The sequence below is a fragment of the Rahnella bruchi genome (assembly GCF_003614975.1).
In the GTDB taxonomy this organism is placed as follows: Bacteria; Pseudomonadota; Gammaproteobacteria; order Enterobacterales; family Enterobacteriaceae; genus Rahnella; species Rahnella bruchi.
This window is the reverse complement of record NZ_QZWI01000005.1, coordinates 217,438-237,379: the sequence shown is the minus strand read 5'-3', so window position 1 is coordinate 237,379 and position 19,942 is coordinate 217,438. Positions and strand designations below refer to the sequence as shown.

The window sequence follows — 19,942 nt, the reverse complement described above, 5'->3', positions numbered from 1 at the left end:
GACGATATCATGATCAAAGAAAACAAGAGTTCATTATGGCGCTGCGGATTATGGCTGAGCCTGGGAATGACCGGTATGACGCTGACTGCTCAGGTTATGGCGGCAGCAGATAGCGACATCAGTGCGCAGATTAAACAGGGTGAATACCTTTCCCGTGCCGGTGACTGTGTGGCCTGCCACACCACGCCAGGGGGCAAAAGTTTCGCTGGTGGCCTGAAAATGAGCACGCCGGTCGGGGCCATCTACTCAAGTAATATCACACCGGATAAAAACACCGGCATCGGCAATTACACTGAGGAAGATTTCAGTAAAGCCCTGCGTGAGGGGATTGCCAAAGATGGTCACCATCTTTATCCGGCGATGCCTTATCCGTCATTCAGCAAAATGTCCGACGCCGATGTACATGATCTGTATCTCTATTTCATCCATCAGGTTCCGGCGGTTGATCAGAAGAACCGTGACAGCGATATTCCGTTCCCGCTGAATATGCGCTGGCCGCTAGCGGTATGGAACAGCGTCTTCCTGGAGAAAAAGCCCTATCACTCTGATCCGCAGCAGACCGCTGACTGGAACCGGGGTGCCTATCTGGTTCAGGGCTTAGGCCATTGTGGCAGTTGCCATACCCCGCGCGGCATTGGCTATGAGGAGAAAGCGCTCGACCAGAATGACAGCGATTATCTCTCCGGAGGTACGCTCGAAGGCTGGCATGCACCTAACCTGCGCGGCGAAGCCACCACCGGACTGGGACAGTGGAACGAGGAGGAGATCAGTCAGTTCCTCGGGCGCGGACACACGGAGCGCACGGCGGCCTTCGGATCGATGGTGGAGGTGATTCAGGACAGTACTCAGTATCTGAACGATAGCGATCGTCATGCTATTGCGGTGTACCTGAAGTCGTTGCCAACGAATGACAAAGCCGGAGTGCAGGTCAATAACAACAGTACCACTGAGGCTCTGCAGAAAGGGGATGTCTCGAAGACCGGTGCGCAGGTCTATCTGGAAAACTGCTCGGGCTGCCATCTGTCCAGCGGACAGGGGGAGAAAAACGCCTTCCCACAACTGGCGCAGAACCCGGCAGTGCTGAGTGATGACCCCTCTTCGGTGATCAATATTGTGTTAAACGGCTCTCACGCGCCTAAAACACAGGCCGCGCCGACGGGGCTGGCGATGCCTGGCTTTGCATGGCGGCTTGATGATCAGCAGGTCGCGGATGTGGTCAACTTTATCCGCAATGGATGGGGGAATCAGGCGTCTGCGGTCAGTGTCTCGCAGGTGAAAGAACTACGTAAACTCACGAAACCTGCCGAGCCTGAAAAACAGTAACTCACGGGTAATGCTATAAAAAATGAGAGTAAGTGATTGCTCGCTTACTCTCATTCATTACGGATCCAACCTGAATTATTTGCCGATGCAGAAGCTTGAGAAGATGCGTCCCAGCAAATCATCTGACGTAAATTCGCCGGTAATTTCACTCAGTGACAGCTGTGCCAGACGCAGTTCTTCTGCCAGTAATTCTCCGGCCCATGCACCCAGCAGCTGGTCTTTACCCTGCACCAGATGTTGTGCGGCCTGTTCCAGCGCCTGTAAGTGACGGCGACGGGCGAGGAATCCGCCTTCCATATTGTGATTAAAGCCCATCACCTGTTTCAGATGATCGCGCAGCAAATCCACGCCATCTCCGGTACGGGCGGAAAGTCGGATAAGTGAGTGACCATTCACTTCTGTTTGTCCCAGCGCTTCACCGGTGATATCCGCTTTATTGCGTACAACGACAATAGGTAATGTTGCGGGCAGACGGGCCATAAACTCCGGCCAGATCTCCGCAGGCTCCGTCGCCGCTGTTGTCGTGCCGTCGACCATAAATAGCACTAAGTCAGCCTGTTCGATCTCATTCCACGCACGTTCGATACCAATTCGCTCCACTTCGTCACTGGCTTCGCGTAAACCGGCTGTGTCGATGATGTGCAATGGCATCCCATCGAGATGAATGTGCTCGCGTAAAACATCACGCGTGGTGCCTGCGATATCGGTAACAATCGCCGCTTCACGTCCCGCCAGGGCATTCAGCAGGCTGGATTTACCAGCGTTCGGACGTCCGGCAATCACCACTTTCATCCCTTCACGCAGCAGACTGCCCTGACGCGCCTCGGCACGCACTGCGTCGAGATCCCCCATCACCGTGTTGAGTTTTGCCTCGATTTTACCGTCAGAGAGGAAGTCGATTTCCTCATCCGGGAAATCGATAGCCGCTTCGACAAAGATCCGCAGGTGAGTGAGTGCTTCCACCAGGTGATGAATTCGGTTTGAGAAAGCACCCTGTAACGAGTTGACCGCCGAACGTGCGGCCTGCTCGGAACTGGCGTCGATAAGATCGGCAATCGCTTCGGCCTGCGCCAGATCGAGCTTATCGTTAAGGAAAGCACGCTCAGAAAATTCGCCCGGACGCGCAATACGTATGTTTTCCAGTGCGATAATGCGTTTAAGCAACAAATCCAGGATCACCGGTCCGCCGTGGCCTTGTAGCTCAAGGACGTCTTCACCGGTAAAAGAGTTCGGACCGGGGAACCAAAGCGCGATGCCCTGATCAAGCGTGCTGCCGTCTGTATCCTGGAACGGCAGATAATCGGCATAACGCGGCTTGGGCAGCTTACCTAAGACAGCCTGTGCCACATCCCGCGCCGCACGGCCGGAAATGCGCAAAATGCCCACACCACCGCGTCCTGGGGGTGTTGCCTGGGCAATGATGGTATCTGAGGTGCTCATAACGTTTGATCTCTTTGGGTCTTTTTACGGATATGCAAAAGGCGGTCAAAATGACCGCCTTTGTCTTTAATCATCAAGTTTAGCTGTCAGGACGAAAGCCGTCCTGACATTCACTTATGACTTTTTCTTGTCGCGGCTGTGCAGGCCACGTTTTTCCAGCCCGCGATAAATCAGCTGCTGCTGGAGAATGGTGACCAGGTTACTGACGATGTAATAAACCACCAGACCAGACGGGAACCACAGGAAGAACACGGTGAAGATGACCGGCATGAAGGTCATGATCTTTTGCTGCATCGGGTCAGTGACGGTAGTCGGCGACATCTTCTGAATGAAGAACATCGTGATACCCATCAGAACCGGCAGAATGTAGTACGGGTCTTGCGCTGACAGGTCATGGATCCACAGGATGAATGGCGCGTGGCGCAATTCAATGGAACCAGACAGCATGTAATACAGTGCCAGGAAGATTGGCATCTGAATAACCAGCGGCAGACAACCACCCAGCGGGTTCACTTTCTCAGACTTATACAGCGCCATCATTTCCTGACTCATGCGCTGTTTGTCATCACCGATACGTTCACGCATCGCGGCCAGTTTCGGCTGCAACATACGCATTTTCGCCATCGACGTGTACTGAGCGCGGGTCAGTGGATACATGATACCGCGGACAATAAAGGTGATAACGATGATCGAGAAGCCCCAGTTGCCGACAAACCCTTGAATAAATTTCAACAGTTTGAACAGTGGCTGAGAGATGAACCATAACCAACCGTAATCAACAGTCAGGTCAAGGTGAGGCGCGATTGCCGCCATCTTGTCCTGAATTTCAGGGCCAACCCACAGGGTGGAAGCCACTTGCTGTTGTGCACCGGGTGCAACGGTAAACGGCGTGCCTTTGAAACCAATCGAAGAAATGCCGTTATTGGTATTGGTAAAGAAGTTGTTGGTGTCTTTCGCTGACGGGATCCACGCAGTCGCAAAGTACTGCTGCAGCATCGCAACCCAACCGCCCTGAGTGGTGACATTCAGCACTTCGCTCTTATCGAACGCGTATTTCTGATATTTGTCATCGCTTGAGGAGTATGCCGCGCCGCGGAACGTGTGCAGAGCAAAGTTATTGCTGCCTGTGTCACGGTGCTTAGGCAATTCGGTGGTTTGTTTCAGCTGACCGAACAGGGTCAGTTCAAGCGGAGCTGCCGTGGTGTTGTTGATGTTGTATTCAACACTCACCGCGTAAGAGCCACGTTTGATCACGAAGGTTTTGGTGTAAATCGCACCGTTTGCCGCCGTGTAAGTCATCGGAATGCGCAGTTCAGACTGGCCTTCAGCCATTGTGAAGGTATCCGAGCTGGTCTGGAACAGAGGACGTTCGCCGTTCGCCGGATTATCTGGACCGTTTTTACCTGTCAGACCGCTTTGTGCCTGATAGAGGAAATTAGGAGTGGTTTCCAGTAACTGGAAAGGCTGGTCAGAGCCCAACGTTGTTGGGTAAGCAGTCAGCAGAGCCTGCTCAATATCGCCGCCACGGGTGTTGATAGTTAATGACAGCACATCACTGTTAACTGTAATTAATTTGCCCTGTCCGCTACCAGGAACAGCCTGGTTAGCAGCATCACCGTTTGCAGTGTTCGCAGTCTGTTGCGTGGTCTGGTTGGCCGGTTGCGGAGCGTGGTCCGTTTGCCATGCCTGCCAGATCATGAAAGACACGAACAGCAGAGCGATGAGGAAAAGATTGCGTTGCGAATCCATCGTTAGTGTTCTCTGTTATTGTCGGTTTTCGGCGGTACGGGGTCATCACCACCTGGGTTCAAAGGATGGCATTTTAATACGCGTTTCAAAGTCAACCAACTGCCTTTTAACATGCCAAAACGACCAATTGCTTCAATACTGTATTGAGAGCAGGTTGGTCGAAAGCGGCAATGTGGCCCGAGCAACGGACTGATGAATAACTGATAACCACGTATCAGCTTTATCAGGATGCGGGAGCCTGTCGGCAATGTCGACGCCATAATTTCTCCAACGCTTCCGTCAGCGCGCGATTATCTAAATCGGCGACACCCTTCTTGGCGACCACCACAAAATCCATCGACGGCAGCGTATGTTGATTCAACCGGAAACTTTCGCGGGTTAGGCGTTTAATCCGATTGCGTTCATGTGCGCGTTTGACGTGTTTTTTTGCGACGGTGAGACCGATGCGGGGATGCCCCAGCTCGTTCAGGCGGCCGAGTATAGTGATTTGCGGCGTGCCAGCCCGTTGTGGCTGCTGGAAGACGAAAGTGAAATGACGGGGAGTTAACAAACGTAACTCCCTGGGAAAAGCGAGCTTAACCACTAAATAGGTTAGCTTTTATTACTTAGAAGCTGACAGACGGGTACGGCCTTTCGCACGACGGCGAGCCAGAACCTGACGACCATTTTTGGTGGCCATACGAGCACGGAAGCCGTGGCTACGGTTGCGCTTCAATACGGACGGTTGGAAAGTGCGTTTCATGGCGATTTCTACCTAAACTTAAATTATTACTGATCAGTAAACGCGAAGACATTTCGGCGAAAAAACGACCGGTGCCTTTGTCGCAACATATAAAGAAGCGGGATTGTAATAACTGTACAGTCCTGAGTCAATTTACATTGCCAGAAATGGTTCAAGTGTTTACCAGAATTGCCCGTGGTCACACCGCAATATCCATCTGGTTATGACCATCAGGAACACAGGCTTCACACGTAGGGCTGAGGATTATACGGACTCTGTCGCAAATCGCAAGGATCCTCGGCTGATCCTTATCCACAGGGCTGAGATCTTTCTCTCAGTCTGATGATATTTAGCTCAGCGGACTCCTATTTTTTCACCAGAGTGATGATTACATCGCCTAATTTAAAAAGGATCGGCTAAGCTTACCCACTTGCCGATCGCTGCCTGTGGATAAAAAGGATCTAAACTGTCAGGAAGGGGAGGATCTCTGTGTCGGATTGCGTTATGATCCGCCATTCCGATCGCGATCCCGTCTGGGCAGCTGTCGACCAAAACCGCAAAAAGCGGTTCGCACGTAACTTTACGCCACTGACAGGGTGGTGAGAGAAATTTCCCCCTTCTCCTTATAGAGGCAGGCGGGACGTGTGCCAAAAATCATGATTTAAAAATATCCTGATCCTTTTCTTTTTTGATACTTGTTCGAGTGGAGTCCGCCGTGTCACTTTCGCTTTGGCAGCAATGTCTTGCCCGTTTGCAGGATGAACTACCTGCCACAGAATTCAGTATGTGGATACGCCCCCTACAGGCGGAACTCAACGACAATACGCTGGCGCTTTACGCCCCGAATCGTTTTGTCCTTGATTGGGTTCGTGACAAATACTTAAACAATATTAACGGCTTGCTCAACGATTTCTGTGGGACGGATGCTCCGTTGCTGCGTTTTGAAGTCGGCAGCAAACCGGTCATTCAGCGCGTCAGTCAACCTGTTGCGGCCAACGTCAGTTCTCAGTCTGCGCCTGCTATTCCGCGTCTGGCGCCATCACGTCCAAGCTGGGACAGTTCGCCTGTTCAGCCCGAGCTTTCATATCGTTCAAACGTCAATCCCAAACACACTTTTGATAACTTCGTCGAAGGTAAGTCTAACCAGCTGGCACGCGCGGCGGCGCGTCAGGTGGCGGACAATCCGGGCGGCGCATATAACCCGCTCTTCCTTTATGGCGGCACGGGTCTGGGTAAAACCCACTTATTGCATGCAGTCGGCAACGGCATCATGGCGCGTAAAGCCAATGCCAAAGTGGTGTACATGCACTCAGAGCGTTTTGTTCAGGACATGGTAAAAGCCCTGCAAAACAACGCCATTGAAGAGTTCAAACGCTACTATCGTTCCGTCGATGCATTGCTCATCGATGACATTCAGTTCTTTGCTAATAAAGAACGTTCGCAGGAAGAGTTTTTCCACACCTTTAATGCCCTGCTGGAAGGTAATCAGCAGATCATCCTGACCTCAGATCGTTATCCGAAAGAGATCAACGGTGTTGAAGATCGTCTGAAATCGCGTTTTGGCTGGGGTCTGACGGTGGCGATCGAGCCGCCTGAATTAGAAACCCGCGTGGCGATCCTGATGAAAAAGGCCGACGAGAACGATATCCGTCTGCCAGGCGAAGTTGCCTTCTTTATTGCTAAACGTCTGCGTTCAAATGTGCGTGAGCTTGAAGGCGCACTGAACCGTGTGATCGCCAATGCCAACTTTACCGGCCGTGCGATCACCATCGACTTCGTTCGTGAAGCGCTGCGCGATTTGTTAGCGCTTCAGGAGAAGCTGGTCACTATCGATAATATTCAGAAAACAGTGGCCGAATATTATAAAATCAAGGTCGCTGACCTGCTTTCCAAACGGCGCTCCCGTTCGGTAGCCCGCCCACGCCAGATGGCGATGGCGCTGGCGAAAGAGCTGACCAACCACAGCCTGCCAGAAATCGGCGATGCGTTCGGTGGTCGGGACCATACCACGGTGTTGCACGCCTGCCGTAAAATCGAGCAGTTGCGTGAAGAAAGTCACGACATCAAAGAAGATTTCTCCAACTTAATCAGAACATTATCTTCCTAGCGCTATGAAATTTATTGTTGAACGTGAGCATTTACTGAAACCACTGCAACAGGTCAGTAGCCCGCTGGGTGGACGACCGACGTTGCCTATTCTGGGTAACCTGTTATTACAGGTGACGGATGGCGCGTTGTCGCTGACCGGGACGGATTTGGAAATGGAGATGGTGGCGAAAGTCGCGCTGTCTCAACCACATGAAGCGGGTGCTACTACGGTACCGGCGCGTAAATTCTTTGATATCTGCCGTGGACTGCCGGAAGGCGCGGAAATTTCCGTTGCTCTCGATGGCGACCGCATGCTGGTAAAATCGGGCCGCAGCCGTTTCTCGCTGTCGACCCTGCCGGCAACAGATTTCCCTAATCTCGACGACTGGCAAAGCGAGGTGGAATTCACCCTGCCGCAGGCCACGTTGAAACGTCTGATCGAAGCCACGCAGTTTTCCATGGCGCATCAGGACGTTCGTTACTATTTAAACGGTATGCTGTTCGAAACCGAAGGTGAAGAACTGCGTACTGTCGCGACCGATGGTCACCGTCTGGCCGTGTGTTCCATGCCAATCGGCCAGTCCTTGCCTTCACATTCGGTGATCGTGCCGCGTAAAGGTGTGATGGAACTGGTGCGTCTTCTTGACGGCGGTGACAATACGTTGCAACTGCAAATCGGCAGCAACAATATCCGTGCCCATGTGGGTGACTTCATCTTTACGTCCAAGCTTGTTGATGGTCGTTTCCCTGATTATCGCCGCGTGTTGCCGAAAAATCCGGACAAAACCCTGCAGGCTGGCTGCGATTTGCTGAAACAGGCGTTTGCCCGTGCAGCGATCCTGTCCAATGAAAAATTCCGCGGCGTGCGTTTGTATGTCAGCCATAATCAGCTGAAAATTACGGCGAACAACCCGGAACAGGAAGAAGCAGAAGAAATTCTGGATGTCGGCTACGAAGGCACAGAAATGGAAATCGGCTTTAACGTCAGTTACGTGCTCGATGTGCTTAATGCGCTCAAGTGCGAAGACGTTAATCTGCTGCTGACAGACTCTGTGTCCAGCGTGCAGATCGAAGATGCAGCCAGCCAGTCGGCCGCGTACGTCGTCATGCCAATGAGGCTCTAGTCTGAATTAATGGCCTTAACGCGCTTACTGATAAAAGATTTCCGCAACATCGAGGCGGCGGATTTAGATCCGTCGTCCGGTTTTAACTTTCTGGTCGGTCCCAACGGCAGCGGTAAAACCAGCGTGCTCGAGGCGGTTTATACGCTCGGGCATGGCCGCGCTTTTCGCAGTTTGCAGGCAGGGCGCGTTATCCGTCACGATCAGCCGGAGTTTGTACTTCATGCCCGTGTGGATGATGGCGGCGATCGCGAATTGTCGATTGGTTTGAGCAAAAGCCGTCAGGGCGACAGTAAAGTGCGCATTGATGGCAGTGACGGACACAAAGTGTCTGAACTGGCGCAGATGCTGCCTATGCAACTTATCACACCCGAAGGCTTCACCCTGCTAAATGGCGGGCCGAAGTACCGGCGGGCGTTTATTGACTGGGGTTGTTTTCATCACGATCCCGGTTTTTTTATCGCCTGGAGCAACCTGCGACGGTTACTCAAGCAGCGCAACGCCGCGCTGCGACAGGTGAGTCGTTATGCGCAAATTCGTGCCTGGGATCAGGAATTGATCCCGTTAGCCGAGCGCATTAGCGAATGGCGGGCAGCATACAGCGACGCGATCGCGGCTGATATCAGCGCGACCTGTGCGCAATTCCTGCCTGAATTCGCCCTCAGTTTTTCTTTCCAGCGTGGATGGGACAAGGAAACGGAGTACGGCGAGTTGCTGGAGCGTAATTTTGAACGTGACAGAGCCTTAACTTATACCGCATCAGGCCCGCATAAAGCGGATTTCCGCATTCGTGCCGACGGCACGCCGGTGGAAGATTTACTGTCCCGTGGACAGCTGAAGTTACTGATGTGCGCGCTGAGACTGGCGCAGGGTGAGTTCCTCACCCGACAGAGCGGGCGGCGTTGCCTGTATCTTCTTGACGATTTTGCCTCTGAGCTGGACGCCGACCGACGTCGGTTGCTGGCCGATCGCCTGAAAGCCACCCAGGCACAGGTTTTTGTTAGTGCGATAAGCGCTGAACAAGTGACCGATATGATGGGTGAAAAGGGCAAGATGTTCCGCGTGGAACAAGGTAAAATAGCCGTTCTATCACAGGACTAAAAATGAGCGAGAAACGTTGATGTCGAATTCTTATGACTCCTCAAGTATCAAGGTATTAAAAGGGCTGGACGCGGTGCGTAAGCGCCCCGGCATGTATATCGGCGATACCGATGACGGCACTGGTCTGCACCACATGGTATTCGAGGTTGTGGACAACGCTATCGACGAAGCCCTCGCGGGCCACTGTAAAGAGATTCAGGTCACGATCCATGCGGATAACTCTGTTTCCGTACAGGATGATGGTCGTGGTATTCCGACCGGTATTCACGAAGAAGAGGGCGTTTCCGCTGCTCAGGTCATCATGACCGTTCTTCATGCCGGCGGTAAATTTGACGATAACTCGTATAAAGTTTCCGGCGGTTTGCATGGCGTGGGTGTTTCCGTCGTTAACGCCTTGTCGGAAAAACTGGAACTGGTTATCCGTCGTGAAGGTAAAGTGCATACCCAGACTTACATGCACGGTGAGCCTCAGGATCCGCTGAAAGTGATTGGCGATACTGACCTGACCGGTACCACGGTTCGTTTCTGGCCGAGCTTCAATACCTTCACCAATCACACTGAATTCGAGTATGACATTCTGGCGAAACGCCTGCGTGAACTGTCATTCCTGAACTCCGGCGTGGCAATCCGCCTGCTGGACAAGCGTGATGGTAAAAACGATCACTTCCATTATGAAGGCGGTATTAAAGCCTTCGTGGAATATCTGAACAAAAACAAAACCCCAATCCATCCGACCGTATTCTATTTCTCCACGGTGAAAGATGACATTGGCGTTGAAGTGGCGTTGCAGTGGAATGATGGTTTCCAGGAAAACATCTATTGCTTCACCAACAACATTCCTCAGCGCGATGGGGGTACTCACTTAGCCGGTTTCCGTTCGGCGATGACCCGTACTCTGAACGCGTACATGGATAAAGAAGGCTACAGCAAAAAATCTAAAATCAGCGCCACCGGTGACGATGCCCGTGAAGGTCTGATTGCTGTGGTGTCTGTGAAGGTTCCGGATCCTAAGTTCTCTTCTCAGACCAAAGACAAACTGGTTTCTTCTGAAGTGAAAACGGCCGTTGAAACGCTGATGAACGAAAAGCTGGTGGATTACCTGATGGAAAACCCGTCAGACGCCAAAATCGTTGTCGGCAAAATCATCGATGCGGCGCGTGCCCGTGAAGCGGCGCGTAAAGCCCGTGAAATGACCCGTCGTAAAGGCGCGCTGGATCTGGCTGGCTTGCCAGGCAAACTGGCGGACTGTCAGGAACGCGACCCGGCTCACTCCGAACTGTACTTAGTGGAAGGGGACTCAGCGGGCGGCTCTGCAAAACAAGGCCGTAACCGTAAGAACCAGGCGATTCTGCCGTTGAAAGGTAAAATCCTCAACGTTGAGAAAGCGCGCTTCGACAAAATGCTCTCTTCTCAGGAAGTCGCGACGCTGATTACTGCGCTCGGTTGTGGCATTGGCCGTGACGAATACAACCCGGACAAACTGCGCTATCACAGCATCATCATCATGACCGATGCCGACGTCGATGGTTCACACATCCGTACTCTGCTGCTGACCTTCTTCTACCGTCAGATGCCTGAAATTGTAGAACGTGGCCACGTGTTTATCGCACAGCCGCCGTTGTACAAAGTGAAGAAAGGCAAGCAGGAACAGTATATTAAAGATGACGAAGCGATGGATCAGTATCAGATCTCCATTGCGATGGACGGGGCAACGTTACACGCCAACGCCCATGCACCAGCCCTGGCGGGTGAACCGCTGGAGAAACTGGTGGCTGAACATCACAGCGTACAGAAAATGATTGGCCGTATGGAGCGTCGTTATCCGCGTGCGCTGCTGAACAATCTGATCTATCAGCCAACCCTGCCGGGTGCTGACCTGACTGATCAGACAAAAGTTCAGGCCTGGATGGAATCGCTGGTGGCTCGCCTCAATGAGAAAGAGCAGCACGGCAGTTCTTACAGCGCGATCGTGCGTGAAAACCGTGAACATCAGCTGTTCGAACCGGTTCTGCGTATCCGTACGCACGGCGTCGACACTGATTACGATCTGGATGCAGACTTCATTCAGGGCGGCGAATACCGCAAAATCTGTGCGCTGGGCGAACAGCTGCGCGGCCTGATCGAAGAAGACGCTTACATCGAACGTGGCGAACGCCGTCAGCCAGTGACCAGCTTTGAGCAGGCGCTGGAATGGCTGGTGAAAGAGTCCCGTCGTGGTCTGTCGATTCAGCGATACAAAGGTTTGGGCGAAATGAACCCTGATCAGCTGTGGGAAACCACGATGGATCCTGAGCAACGTCGCATGTTACGTGTGACCGTGAAAGACGCCATTGCCGCTGACCAGTTGTTCACTACGCTGATGGGCGATGCGGTTGAACCGCGCCGCGCCTTCATCGAAGAGAATGCCCTGAAAGCTGCCAACATCGATATCTGATAACGGCATAAGCTGATAAAGAGTCCGAAACGGGAAACCGCTTCGGACTTTTTTTTCGTCTGTGCGAACCCGCATTCTGACTGGCTTTAAAGCAGGTAATCGCGATAGCATTGAGGAAGATTTCTTAAACTCTGAGGATGCTATGGCTATTGAATTAATTGCAATTGATATGGACGGGACGTTGCTCAATCCGCAGCATGAAGTGACACCTGCCGTTAAAAAAGCGTTGTCAGAAGCACGGGCGAAAGGTGTGCAAATCGTTCTGGCGACCGGGCGTCCGTTCGTTGGTGTACAGCGTTATCTGATGGAACTGGATTTACAGCAGGACGGATGTTACTGCATCACCAACAACGGTGCGCTGGTGCATAATGCCAAAGATGGCAGCGTGATTGCCGAAGTAGCCCTCAGTATTGAAGATTATCACTACTTTGAGAAACTGGCGCGTGACCTTGGCGTCCATTTCCATGCACTGACCAAAACCGATCTGTTTACTGCCAACCGTTTTATCAGCAAATACAGCGTGCATGAATCATTCACCACCGGTATCCCGTTGCAATTCTGCCCGGCAGAAGAAATGGATCCGGCGCTGACCTTCCCGAAAGTCATGATGATTGATGATCCTGAACTGCTGGATCGCGCCATCAGCCAGCTTCCGGCTGAAGCCAGAGAACGCTATACCATCATGAAAAGTTCGCCGTATTTCCTCGAAATCCTCGATAAACGCGTCAATAAAGGCGCAGGCGTGAAAGTGCTGGCCGAAAAACTGGGCCTCTCACGTGAGAATGTCATGACGCTGGGTGACCAGGAAAACGACATTGCTATGCTGGAATACGCTGGTATTGGCGTCGCAATGGGTAACGCGCTGGACAGCGTAAAAGCCGTCAGCCAGTTCGTGACGAAAACTAACACCGAAGACGGTGTGGCGTTTGCCGTGAATAAGTTCGTCTTAGGCCATTAATCCCTCCTGATCTTCCCGGCCTGTTTTTATTTCTGAAAACAGGCCGTTTCATGACGTCTTTTCCTTCCTCCCGAAAATACCTTCCCTGTGAATAAATGTGGATTGTCTGTTTTGTGATCTTGATTGTAGTACAAGATAATCATTTGGTACTACTATGCTCGTGAATTTAGCAAAGTGACTTATAAGATTGTGCAACAATCCAGAGACCGGAGTGGGTCTGAGCGGTAAAGTAAGGTTTTATCCTTCAGCCCCGGAGTATTTATGTCTTCACACGAACTCAGCAAAACCGACCGTCTGGTACTCGAAATGGGGCAGCAAATTGTCAGCGGAAAATACATTCCCGGCGCAGCGCTGCCTTCTGAAATGGAGCTTTGCGAGCAGTTTGAAACCTCACGCAACATTATCCGTGAAGTGCTGCGCTCTCTGACGGCGAAACGGCTGGTCGAAATCAAACGTTATCGCGGCGCGTTTGTCAGCGCGCGAAATCAGTGGAACTACCTTGATACCGACGTTTTGCAGTGGGTGCTGGCCAGCGATTATGACCCGCGACTGATTGCCGCTATGAGCGAAGTGCGTAATTTGGTTGAGCCGACGATTGCCCGCTGGGCCGCCGAAAGGGCGACATCTGGCGAACTGGCAGTGATCGAAGAAGCGCTGAACAACATGATTGCCAATCATCAGGATCGCGACGCGTTTAACGAAGCGGATATTTGCTTCCATGAAGCGGTGCTGGCGGCGGTGCATAACCCGGTGTTGCAGCAGCTGAGTATTGCAATCAGCTCATTACAACGGGCTGTGTTTGAAAGAACGTACATGCCGGATGACGACAACATGCCGGTGACGTTGCAGGAACATCAGGAATTGTTCCATGCCATCCGGCATCAGGATGCCAACGCGGCGGAGCAGGCGGCCATGAAAATGATTGCCTCTTCGACGAAACGACTCAAGGACATTACATGACAGCAAGCTATATCGCGCTGGACTGGGGTTCAACCAACCTGCGCGCTTTTTTGTACCAGCAGGGAGAATGTACCGCCCAAATCCGGTCAGAACGGGGTATTACCCGGCTGGAAGGCACCACACCAGAACAGGTATTTAACGACACTATTGCGCCCTGGCAGTCCTTAAATCTCCCCGTGATTATGGCGGGGATGATTGGCAGCAATGCCGGATGGGTTGATGTGCCTTATCTTTGCGCGCCTGTTTCACTGGATACCCTCGGACAACATCTTTTCCCTGTCAACGCCGCGCTACCGGCAAAAGCATGGATTGTGCCGGGTATTTGTATCAATCGTGACGACAACTGCAACGTTATGCGCGGCGAGGAAACCCAGCTGCTGGGCGCACTTCACGATTCTCCCGCTTCGCTTTATCTGATGCCCGGCACCCACAGTAAATGGGTTGAGACCGACGGCAGTCAGATTCGTGATTTTCGCACGGCAATGACTGGCGAACTTCACCATCTCCTGATGAATCATTCGCTTCTGGGCAAAGGTTTACCCGCGCAGCAATCTGCTACCGACGTCTTTCGTCAGGGGCTTAGCACCGGCTTCAGCCAGCCGGACATCACCGGCCGCTTGTTCGAAGTGCGCGCCGCACATGTGCTGAACCGGCTGGAAAAATCCGCCGTCAGCGACTGGCTTTCCGGGTTGCTGATTGGCAGTGAAGTAGCCCAGATGCTCAGGCTTTTTGGCCATCAGCATTCGGTCACGATCATTGGCAATCCGCAACTGACAGAACGTTACGCGCAGGCCCTGAGTCTGGCGGGTGTCAGATGGCAGGCTTTCGACGGCGATCAGGCTTTTCAATCAGGTATAAGGAGGATCGTAAATGCAATGGGCGACTAAAATCCCGCTGATCGGCATTCTGCGCGGCATCCGCCCGCAGGAAGTGAGTCAGCATATTTCCGTTTTGCTGGAGGCCGGTTTTGACGCGATAGAAATTCCGCTCAATTCACCGGACTGGCAGGAAAGTATCAGGCTGGCAGTGAGCACTTTCGGTGCGCAGGCGCTGCTGGGCGCGGGCACGGTACTCGAACCGCAACAGGTTGATGTGCTTCATTCACTCGGCAGCAAACTGGTGGTGACGCCAAATATTAACCCGCAGGTTATCCGCCGTGCGGTTGAGCTGGGAATGACGGTTTGCGCCGGTTGCGCGACCGCCACCGAAGCTTTTACGGCGCTGGAAGCCGGTGCGCAGGCACTGAAAATCTTCCCGTCCTCGGCGTTCGGCCCTGACTACATTAAAGCGCTGAAAGCGGTTTTGCCCGCCAGTGTTCCGGTCTTTGCCGTCGGCGGCGTGACGCCGGAAAATCTGGCGGTTTATCTCAGTGCGGGCTGTGCCGGAGCAGGGCTCGGCAGCGATTTATACCGCGCAGGCCAGACGCCAGAAACGACATCGCTCAAGGCCAAAGCATTTATTCAGGCTTATAAGGACGCAACACAATGAAAGTCACCAAACTGACCACTTACCGGCTGCCACCGCGCTGGATGTTTCTGAAGATTGAAACCGATGAAGGCATAACTGGCTGGGGCGAACCGGTTATCGAAGGGCGTGCGCGCAGCGTCGAGGCGGCGGTGCATGAGCTGAGCGAATACGTTATTGGGCAGGATCCGGCGCGTATCAACGACATCTGGCAGACCCTGTATCGCGGCGGATTTTACCGTGGCGGCCCGATCCTGATGAGCGCCATTTCAGGTATCGACCAGGCGCTGTGGGACATTAAAGGTAAAGCACTGGGCGTACCGGTTTACCAGCTTCTGGGCGGTCTGGTGCGCGATAAAATCAAAGCATACAGCTGGGTGGGCGGTGACCGGCCTTCCGAACTGATTGATGGCATCAATAAACTACGCGCCATCGGATTTGATACCTTCAAACTGAACGGTTGTGAAGAAATGGGCATTATCGAAAACGCACGTCAGGTTGATGCTGCCGTTGCACAGGCCGCACAAATCCGCGCTGAGTTTGGCAATGAAATTGAATTTGGTCTGGATTTCCACGGTCGCGTCAGCGCGCCGATGGCGAAAATCCTGATCAAAGAACTTGAGCCTTATCGCCCGTTGTTTATCGAAGAACCGGTGCTGGCCGAGCAGGCTGAATATTATCCGCGCCTTGCCGCTCAAACACATATCCCGATTGCGGCCGGTGAACGAATGTTCTCCCGCTTCGATTTCAAACGCGTGCTGGCGGATGGGGGTCTGGCGATTGTGCAGCCTGACTTGTCACATGCCGGAGGAATTACCGAGTGCTTCAAAATTGCCTCGATGGCCGAATCTTACGATGTCGCGCTGGCACCACATTGCCCGCTCGGGCCGATTGCGCTGGCTTCCTGTCTGCATCTTGATTTCGTCGCACGCAATGCCGTGCTTCAGGAACAAAGTATGGGCATTCATTATAACAAGGGCGCGGAATTACTCGATTTCGTCATTAATAAAGACGACTTTAAAATGACCGACGGTTATTTCTATCCGTTAAATAAACCGGGTCTTGGCGTAGAAATTAATGAAGAGTTAGTGATTGAAAGAAGTAAAAACGCGCCAGACTGGCGAAATCCATTGTGGCGTTATCCGGACGGTGCTGTCGCTGAATGGTAATTATCTGCCATCCTTCGAACGTTCTCTGCGTTGGCTGCTTTCATTCCTCCAGATCACTTACTTAAGTAAGCTCCGGGGATTCATTCAATTGCCGCCTTGATAACGCCAGAATGATTTAAGGTAATAAATTAAGTGATCAACAATATTAAAATATCAGGAAATTCCTGAGTCACGCTTACGTCTGCTCTATACTATAACCATTACCAGGAAATATATAATGGATACGACCCTACAAGTCAAACCAACAAAAAGACGTTACGTCACATTATTCATGATCTTCATTACTGTTGTTATATGTTATGTCGATCGCGCTAATCTGGCCGTCGCGTCTGCCCATATTCAGAAGGAATTTGGAATAACTAAAACGCAGATGGGCTATATCTTTTCCGCCTTTGCGTGGACCTACACCGCCTGCCAGATCCCCGGCGGCTGGTTCCTTGATCGCGTCGGCTCAAGGATTACCTATTTTATCGCCATTTTCGGCTGGTCAGTCGCCACCCTGTTCCAGGGATTTGCTGGCGGATTAGCGTCTCTGATTGGCCTGCGGGCAGTCACAGGCCTGTTCGAAGCACCGGCATTTCCGACTAATAACCGCATGGTGACCAGCTGGTTCCCTGAAGAAGAACGCGCTTCAGCGGTGGGCTTCTTCACCTCCGGTCAGTTTGTCGGCCTGGCATTCCTGACGCCTCTGCTTATCTGGATCCAGGAAATGCTCAGCTGGCACTGGGTATTCATTATCACCGGTGGTATTGGCATCATCTGGTCGCTGCTATTTTTCATAGTTTACCGCTCACCACGTAAGTGCAAACACGTTAATGCTCAGGAACTGGAGCATATCCGCGCGGGTGGCGGGCTGGTTGACGGGGACGCGCCGGCGGATAAAAAAACACGTGTTCCGCTGACATCCGCCGACTGGAAACTGGTCTTCAACCGTAAACTGGTGGGCGTTTATATCGGTCAGTTCGCGGTCGCTTCCACCCTGTGGTTTTTCCTGACCTGGTTCCCTAATTATCTGACTCAGGAAAAGCATATTTCGGCGCTTACTGCTGGCTTTATGACGACCGTGCCTTTCCTGGCCGCATTTTTCGGCGTGTTATTATCAGGCCTGGTCGCGGATAAATTAGTCCGTAATGGAAAATCGATTGGCTTTGCGCGTAAATTACCGATCATCTGCGGATTATTATTATCCACATGCATTATGGGTGCGAATTACACCAATGACCCGATGTGGATCATGATATTAATGGCGCTGGCTTTCTTTGGTAATGGTTTTGCATCTATTACCTGGTCACTGGTTTCATCACTGGCGCCTGTAAGATTAATCGGCCTGACCGGCGGCGTATTTAATCTGGCAGGGGGGCTGGGCGGAATCACCGTGCCGTTAGTGGTCGGGTATTTAGCACAATATTACGGTTTCGCACCTTCTTTAACTTATATCGCCGTCGTGGCATTGCTGGGCGCACTGTCTTATATCTTCCTCGTCGGTGAAGTGAAACGCGTCGGAGATTACTGATGATTGCCACTGCCGTTTGAGTCCCCTATCCTTAGGCATTCCTTGAACGGCAGGGCATTCCTGAACGTATGACTGAAAAACAATTAACCTCTGATGCCCGCGGGCATCAGCTTACCAACATTAACGTCTGGACGCCGGACAGCCAGTGGCTGGTGTATGACGTGCGTCCCCATGGTGGTTCTTTTACCGGCTCAACCATTGAGCGGGTAAATGTCGTGACCGGCGAGACACAAGTGCTTTATCAGGCAAAAGACGGCGCGAACGTGGGTGTGGTAAGTGTCAGTCCGCATGAGCCTGTCCGTTATGCTTTTATTCATGGTCCGGAAAAACCGGATGCCAGCTGGCGGTATGATTTCCACCATCGTCGCGGCGTCATCGTATCTGAGCCCGCGTGCGAAAAGGCGGTCACGCTGGATGCGATGGATATCACCACGCCTTTTACCGCCGGAGCCCTGCGTGGCGGCACGCACGTTCACGTTTTCAGTCCGGACGGTTCGCGTCTGAGCTTTACTTATAACGACCACGTGATGCGTGAGCGCGATCCTGGTTTCGATCTGCGCAATGTGGGCGTCGCCATTTCCGGCTATCCCGTGACCCCACCGAAACAGCACCCGCGCGAATATGATGGCAGCCATTTCAGCGTGCTGGTGAGCGAAACAACGCATAATCCTCAGCCCGGCAGCGATGAAATCAACCGGGCTTACGAGGAAGGCTGGATCGGTCAGGAAGGTTACACAAAAGCCGACGGCTCCCGTCAGCGCTGGGCGCTGGCCTTTATTGGCGACACACTTTCAGTTCACGGTGAAAAGCATCCCGAAATTTTCGTGGTGGATTTGCCTGAGAACGATGCGGATTTTCAGCGTGCCGGTGACAAACCCTTGCAGGGCACGCCTGAAACGTTGCCTGCGCCACCGGCAGGCGTAAAACAGCGCCGTATTACTTTCACGGAAAAGGGCATTGCTCAGCACCCGCGCCACTGGTTGCGCGTGTCTCCGGATGGCGGGCGTATTGCGTTTCTAATGAAAGACTCACGCGATGTGGTTCAGGTCTGGAGGGTGTCGCCCAACGGCGGCGAACCGGTGCAAATCAGTGATTCTGAAAGCGGAATTCAGTCGGCGTTCAGCTGGAGTCCGGACGGAAAATCGCTGGCGCTGGTGTGCGATAACAGCGTGATGCGTCTTGACGCTGAAAGCGGAGAAATGCAGCGGTTAACGCAGCGAACCGAGATTGCGCCTTGCGCCGATGCCGTGGTGTATTCGCCGGATGGCAGCAAAGTGGCGTTTATGCGTCAGTGCGGAGAGTTTGCTCAGATTTTCGTAACGACATAGATTTATGTCGCAGACGTTAAGGCGCCTTTTATCAAACCGGCTTGCTAAGGCCGGTTTTTTTACGCTTATTTCTTATGCGTCGAAGATTTGCGACCGCGTTCGGTGGTGGTCATTGGCGGAATGTGGTCGATATCCACACCGTTGCTCAGCGCAATGTTGTGTTCTTCGCTGGCTTGAACACGATCGCGCGTCGTCACTTTTCCGCTGCGGTAATAATCATACGGCAGCAAAACCGTATCCAGCAGGGCGCTGAACGGTAAATCAATGAGCAGCAGAGGCGTCATCGCCCAGCTGGTATCATCGCTTTTCATCATATTCACATCAGCGCGTGCGCCTGAGTAATATCCGGTGTCTCCGCCGGTATGGCTCATTACGCTGGAACAACCGCTCGTCGCTAAAAAAACACATCCTGTCATCAGCGGCGTCAGTGCAAATCTCATCATGTTAGAACTCATCTTATGCTGTCAGTCTGAGTTTTTAAGTCAAAAATGACTTATACCACTCAGCAAAAAAAATTAACAAAGCAAGCTGTAGCTCTGTGGCTGCGATCCCATTAAGTGTAATTACTATTTG

At 52.5% G+C, this 19,942-nt stretch carries 18 protein-coding genes; 12 read left to right on the top strand and 6 right to left on the bottom strand.

The genetic code is table 11. The features are described from left to right. Positions 1 to 66: 66 nt before the first annotated feature. Positions 67 to 1,323, top strand: a complete 1,257-nt coding sequence (locus D5398_RS12320) for a c-type cytochrome (RefSeq protein ID WP_120507941.1) — start codon at positions 67 to 69, stop codon at positions 1,321 to 1,323. Positions 1,324 to 1,398: 75 nt separating this feature from the next. Here D5398_RS12320 and mnmE read toward each other — a convergent pair whose 3' ends face one another. The 5 genes from mnmE to rpmH all read right to left on the bottom strand — a co-directional run bounded on the left by mnmE (position 1,399) and on the right by rpmH (position 5,254). Beyond that, positions 1,399 to 2,763, bottom strand: coding sequence for a tRNA uridine-5-carboxymethylaminomethyl(34) synthesis GTPase MnmE (gene mnmE / locus D5398_RS12315; RefSeq protein ID WP_120507901.1), 1,365 nt, complete (start codon positions 2,761 to 2,763; stop codon positions 1,399 to 1,401). 114 nt (positions 2,764 to 2,877) lie between these two features. Then, positions 2,878 to 4,512 carry a membrane protein insertase YidC gene (gene yidC / locus D5398_RS12310; protein WP_120507900.1) on the bottom strand — a complete coding sequence of 545 codons (1,635 nt, stop codon included), beginning with the start codon at positions 4,510 to 4,512 and terminating at the stop codon, positions 2,878 to 2,880. A gap of 2 nt (positions 4,513 to 4,514) precedes the next feature. Continuing rightward, the gene (gene yidD / locus D5398_RS12305) at positions 4,515 to 4,772 is read right to left on the bottom strand and encodes a membrane protein insertion efficiency factor YidD (protein WP_013577705.1); all 258 of its coding nucleotides are present in this window, start codon (positions 4,770 to 4,772) and stop codon (positions 4,515 to 4,517) included. Then, the gene (gene rnpA, locus D5398_RS12300; RefSeq protein WP_071823635.1) at positions 4,736 to 5,095 is read right to left on the bottom strand and encodes a ribonuclease P protein component; all 360 of its coding nucleotides are present in this window, start codon (positions 5,093 to 5,095) and stop codon (positions 4,736 to 4,738) included. The genes yidD and rnpA overlap by 37 nt, the downstream gene beginning before the upstream one ends. 18 nt (positions 5,096 to 5,113) lie before the next feature. Beyond that, a complete protein-coding gene (gene rpmH / locus D5398_RS12295) occupies positions 5,114 to 5,254 on the bottom strand; it encodes a 50S ribosomal protein L34 (RefSeq protein ID WP_009637487.1) in 141 nt (46 codons plus the stop codon). A gap of 694 nt (positions 5,255 to 5,948) precedes the next feature. Here rpmH and dnaA point away from each other — a divergent pair. From dnaA to D5398_RS12235, 11 genes are all read left to right on the top strand, one after another. Next, positions 5,949 to 7,340, top strand: a complete 1,392-nt coding sequence (gene dnaA, locus D5398_RS12285; protein ID WP_120133775.1) for a chromosomal replication initiator protein DnaA — start codon at positions 5,949 to 5,951, stop codon at positions 7,338 to 7,340. A gap of 4 nt (positions 7,341 to 7,344) precedes the next feature. Further along, positions 7,345 to 8,445 (top strand): DNA polymerase III subunit beta, encoded by a 1,101-nt coding sequence (gene dnaN / locus D5398_RS12280; protein WP_120507898.1) that lies wholly within the window; start codon positions 7,345 to 7,347, stop codon positions 8,443 to 8,445. A gap of 9 nt (positions 8,446 to 8,454) precedes the next feature. Continuing rightward, the gene (recF, locus tag D5398_RS12275; protein WP_120133773.1) at positions 8,455 to 9,543 is read left to right on the top strand and encodes a DNA replication/repair protein RecF; all 1,089 of its coding nucleotides are present in this window, start codon (positions 8,455 to 8,457) and stop codon (positions 9,541 to 9,543) included. Positions 9,544 to 9,562: 19 nt separating this feature from the next. Beyond that, positions 9,563 to 11,977, top strand: coding sequence for a DNA topoisomerase (ATP-hydrolyzing) subunit B (gyrB, locus tag D5398_RS12270; RefSeq protein ID WP_120507897.1), 2,415 nt, complete (start codon positions 9,563 to 9,565; stop codon positions 11,975 to 11,977). 142 nt (positions 11,978 to 12,119) lie between these two features. Further along, positions 12,120 to 12,935, top strand: coding sequence for a sugar-phosphatase (gene yidA, locus D5398_RS12265; protein WP_120507896.1), 816 nt, complete (start codon positions 12,120 to 12,122; stop codon positions 12,933 to 12,935). A gap of 261 nt (positions 12,936 to 13,196) precedes the next feature. Then, positions 13,197 to 13,895, top strand: a complete 699-nt coding sequence (locus D5398_RS12260; RefSeq protein WP_120507895.1) for a FadR/GntR family transcriptional regulator — start codon at positions 13,197 to 13,199, stop codon at positions 13,893 to 13,895. Next, the gene (locus tag D5398_RS12255; protein ID WP_120507894.1) at positions 13,892 to 14,782 is read left to right on the top strand and encodes a 2-dehydro-3-deoxygalactonokinase; all 891 of its coding nucleotides are present in this window, start codon (positions 13,892 to 13,894) and stop codon (positions 14,780 to 14,782) included. Before D5398_RS12260 ends, D5398_RS12255 begins: the two co-directional genes overlap by 4 nt. Beyond that, complete coding sequence (locus D5398_RS12250) at positions 14,766 to 15,383, top strand: 2-dehydro-3-deoxy-6-phosphogalactonate aldolase (RefSeq protein ID WP_120507893.1); 618 nt, start codon at positions 14,766 to 14,768, stop codon at positions 15,381 to 15,383. Before D5398_RS12255 ends, D5398_RS12250 begins: the two co-directional genes overlap by 17 nt. Continuing rightward, the gene (gene dgoD, locus D5398_RS12245; RefSeq protein ID WP_120507892.1) at positions 15,380 to 16,528 is read left to right on the top strand and encodes a galactonate dehydratase; all 1,149 of its coding nucleotides are present in this window, start codon (positions 15,380 to 15,382) and stop codon (positions 16,526 to 16,528) included. Before D5398_RS12250 ends, dgoD begins: the two co-directional genes overlap by 4 nt. Positions 16,529 to 16,745: 217 nt before the next feature. Further along, positions 16,746 to 18,041 (top strand): MFS transporter, encoded by a 1,296-nt coding sequence (locus D5398_RS12240; protein ID WP_120507891.1) that lies wholly within the window; start codon positions 16,746 to 16,748, stop codon positions 18,039 to 18,041. A 68-nt stretch (positions 18,042 to 18,109) separates the two neighbouring features. Continuing rightward, complete coding sequence (locus tag D5398_RS12235; protein ID WP_120507890.1) at positions 18,110 to 19,369, top strand: YidR family protein; 1,260 nt, start codon at positions 18,110 to 18,112, stop codon at positions 19,367 to 19,369. 65 nt (positions 19,370 to 19,434) lie between these two features. Here D5398_RS12235 and D5398_RS12230 read toward each other — a convergent pair whose 3' ends face one another. Next, entirely contained in the window at positions 19,435 to 19,812 is a 378-nt protein-coding gene (locus tag D5398_RS12230) for a YceK/YidQ family lipoprotein (protein WP_120507889.1), read from the bottom strand. Positions 19,813 to 19,942 lie beyond the last annotated feature (130 nt).

What these genes read in the sequence shown, in the direction of transcription:
- D5398_RS12320 (WP_120507941.1), top strand. Translation starts at nt 67, where the DNA reads ATGACCGGTATGACGCTGACTGCTCAGGTTATGGCGGCAGCAGATAGC.
- mnmE (WP_120507901.1), bottom strand. Translation starts at nt 2,763, where the DNA reads ATGAGCACCTCAGATACCATCATTGCCCAGGCAACACCCCCAGGACGC.
- yidC (WP_120507900.1), bottom strand. Translation starts at nt 4,512, where the DNA reads ATGGATTCGCAACGCAATCTTTTCCTCATCGCTCTGCTGTTCGTGTCT.
- yidD (WP_013577705.1), bottom strand. Translation starts at nt 4,772, where the DNA reads ATGGCGTCGACATTGCCGACAGGCTCCCGCATCCTGATAAAGCTGATA.
- rpmH (WP_009637487.1), bottom strand. Translation starts at nt 5,254, where the DNA reads ATGAAACGCACTTTCCAACCGTCCGTATTGAAGCGCAACCGTAGCCAC.
- dnaN (WP_120507898.1), top strand. Translation starts at nt 7,345, where the DNA reads ATGAAATTTATTGTTGAACGTGAGCATTTACTGAAACCACTGCAACAG.
- recF (WP_120133773.1), top strand. Translation starts at nt 8,455, where the DNA reads ATGGCCTTAACGCGCTTACTGATAAAAGATTTCCGCAACATCGAGGCG.
- gyrB (WP_120507897.1), top strand. Translation starts at nt 9,563, where the DNA reads ATGTCGAATTCTTATGACTCCTCAAGTATCAAGGTATTAAAAGGGCTG.
- yidA (WP_120507896.1), top strand. Translation starts at nt 12,120, where the DNA reads ATGGCTATTGAATTAATTGCAATTGATATGGACGGGACGTTGCTCAAT.
- D5398_RS12260 (WP_120507895.1), top strand. Translation starts at nt 13,197, where the DNA reads ATGTCTTCACACGAACTCAGCAAAACCGACCGTCTGGTACTCGAAATG.
- D5398_RS12255 (WP_120507894.1), top strand. Translation starts at nt 13,892, where the DNA reads ATGACAGCAAGCTATATCGCGCTGGACTGGGGTTCAACCAACCTGCGC.
- D5398_RS12250 (WP_120507893.1), top strand. Translation starts at nt 14,766, where the DNA reads ATGCAATGGGCGACTAAAATCCCGCTGATCGGCATTCTGCGCGGCATC.
- dgoD (WP_120507892.1), top strand. Translation starts at nt 15,380, where the DNA reads ATGAAAGTCACCAAACTGACCACTTACCGGCTGCCACCGCGCTGGATG.
- D5398_RS12240 (WP_120507891.1), top strand. Translation starts at nt 16,746, where the DNA reads ATGGATACGACCCTACAAGTCAAACCAACAAAAAGACGTTACGTCACA.
- D5398_RS12235 (WP_120507890.1), top strand. Translation starts at nt 18,110, where the DNA reads ATGACTGAAAAACAATTAACCTCTGATGCCCGCGGGCATCAGCTTACC.
- D5398_RS12230 (WP_120507889.1), bottom strand. Translation starts at nt 19,812, where the DNA reads ATGATGAGATTTGCACTGACGCCGCTGATGACAGGATGTGTTTTTTTA.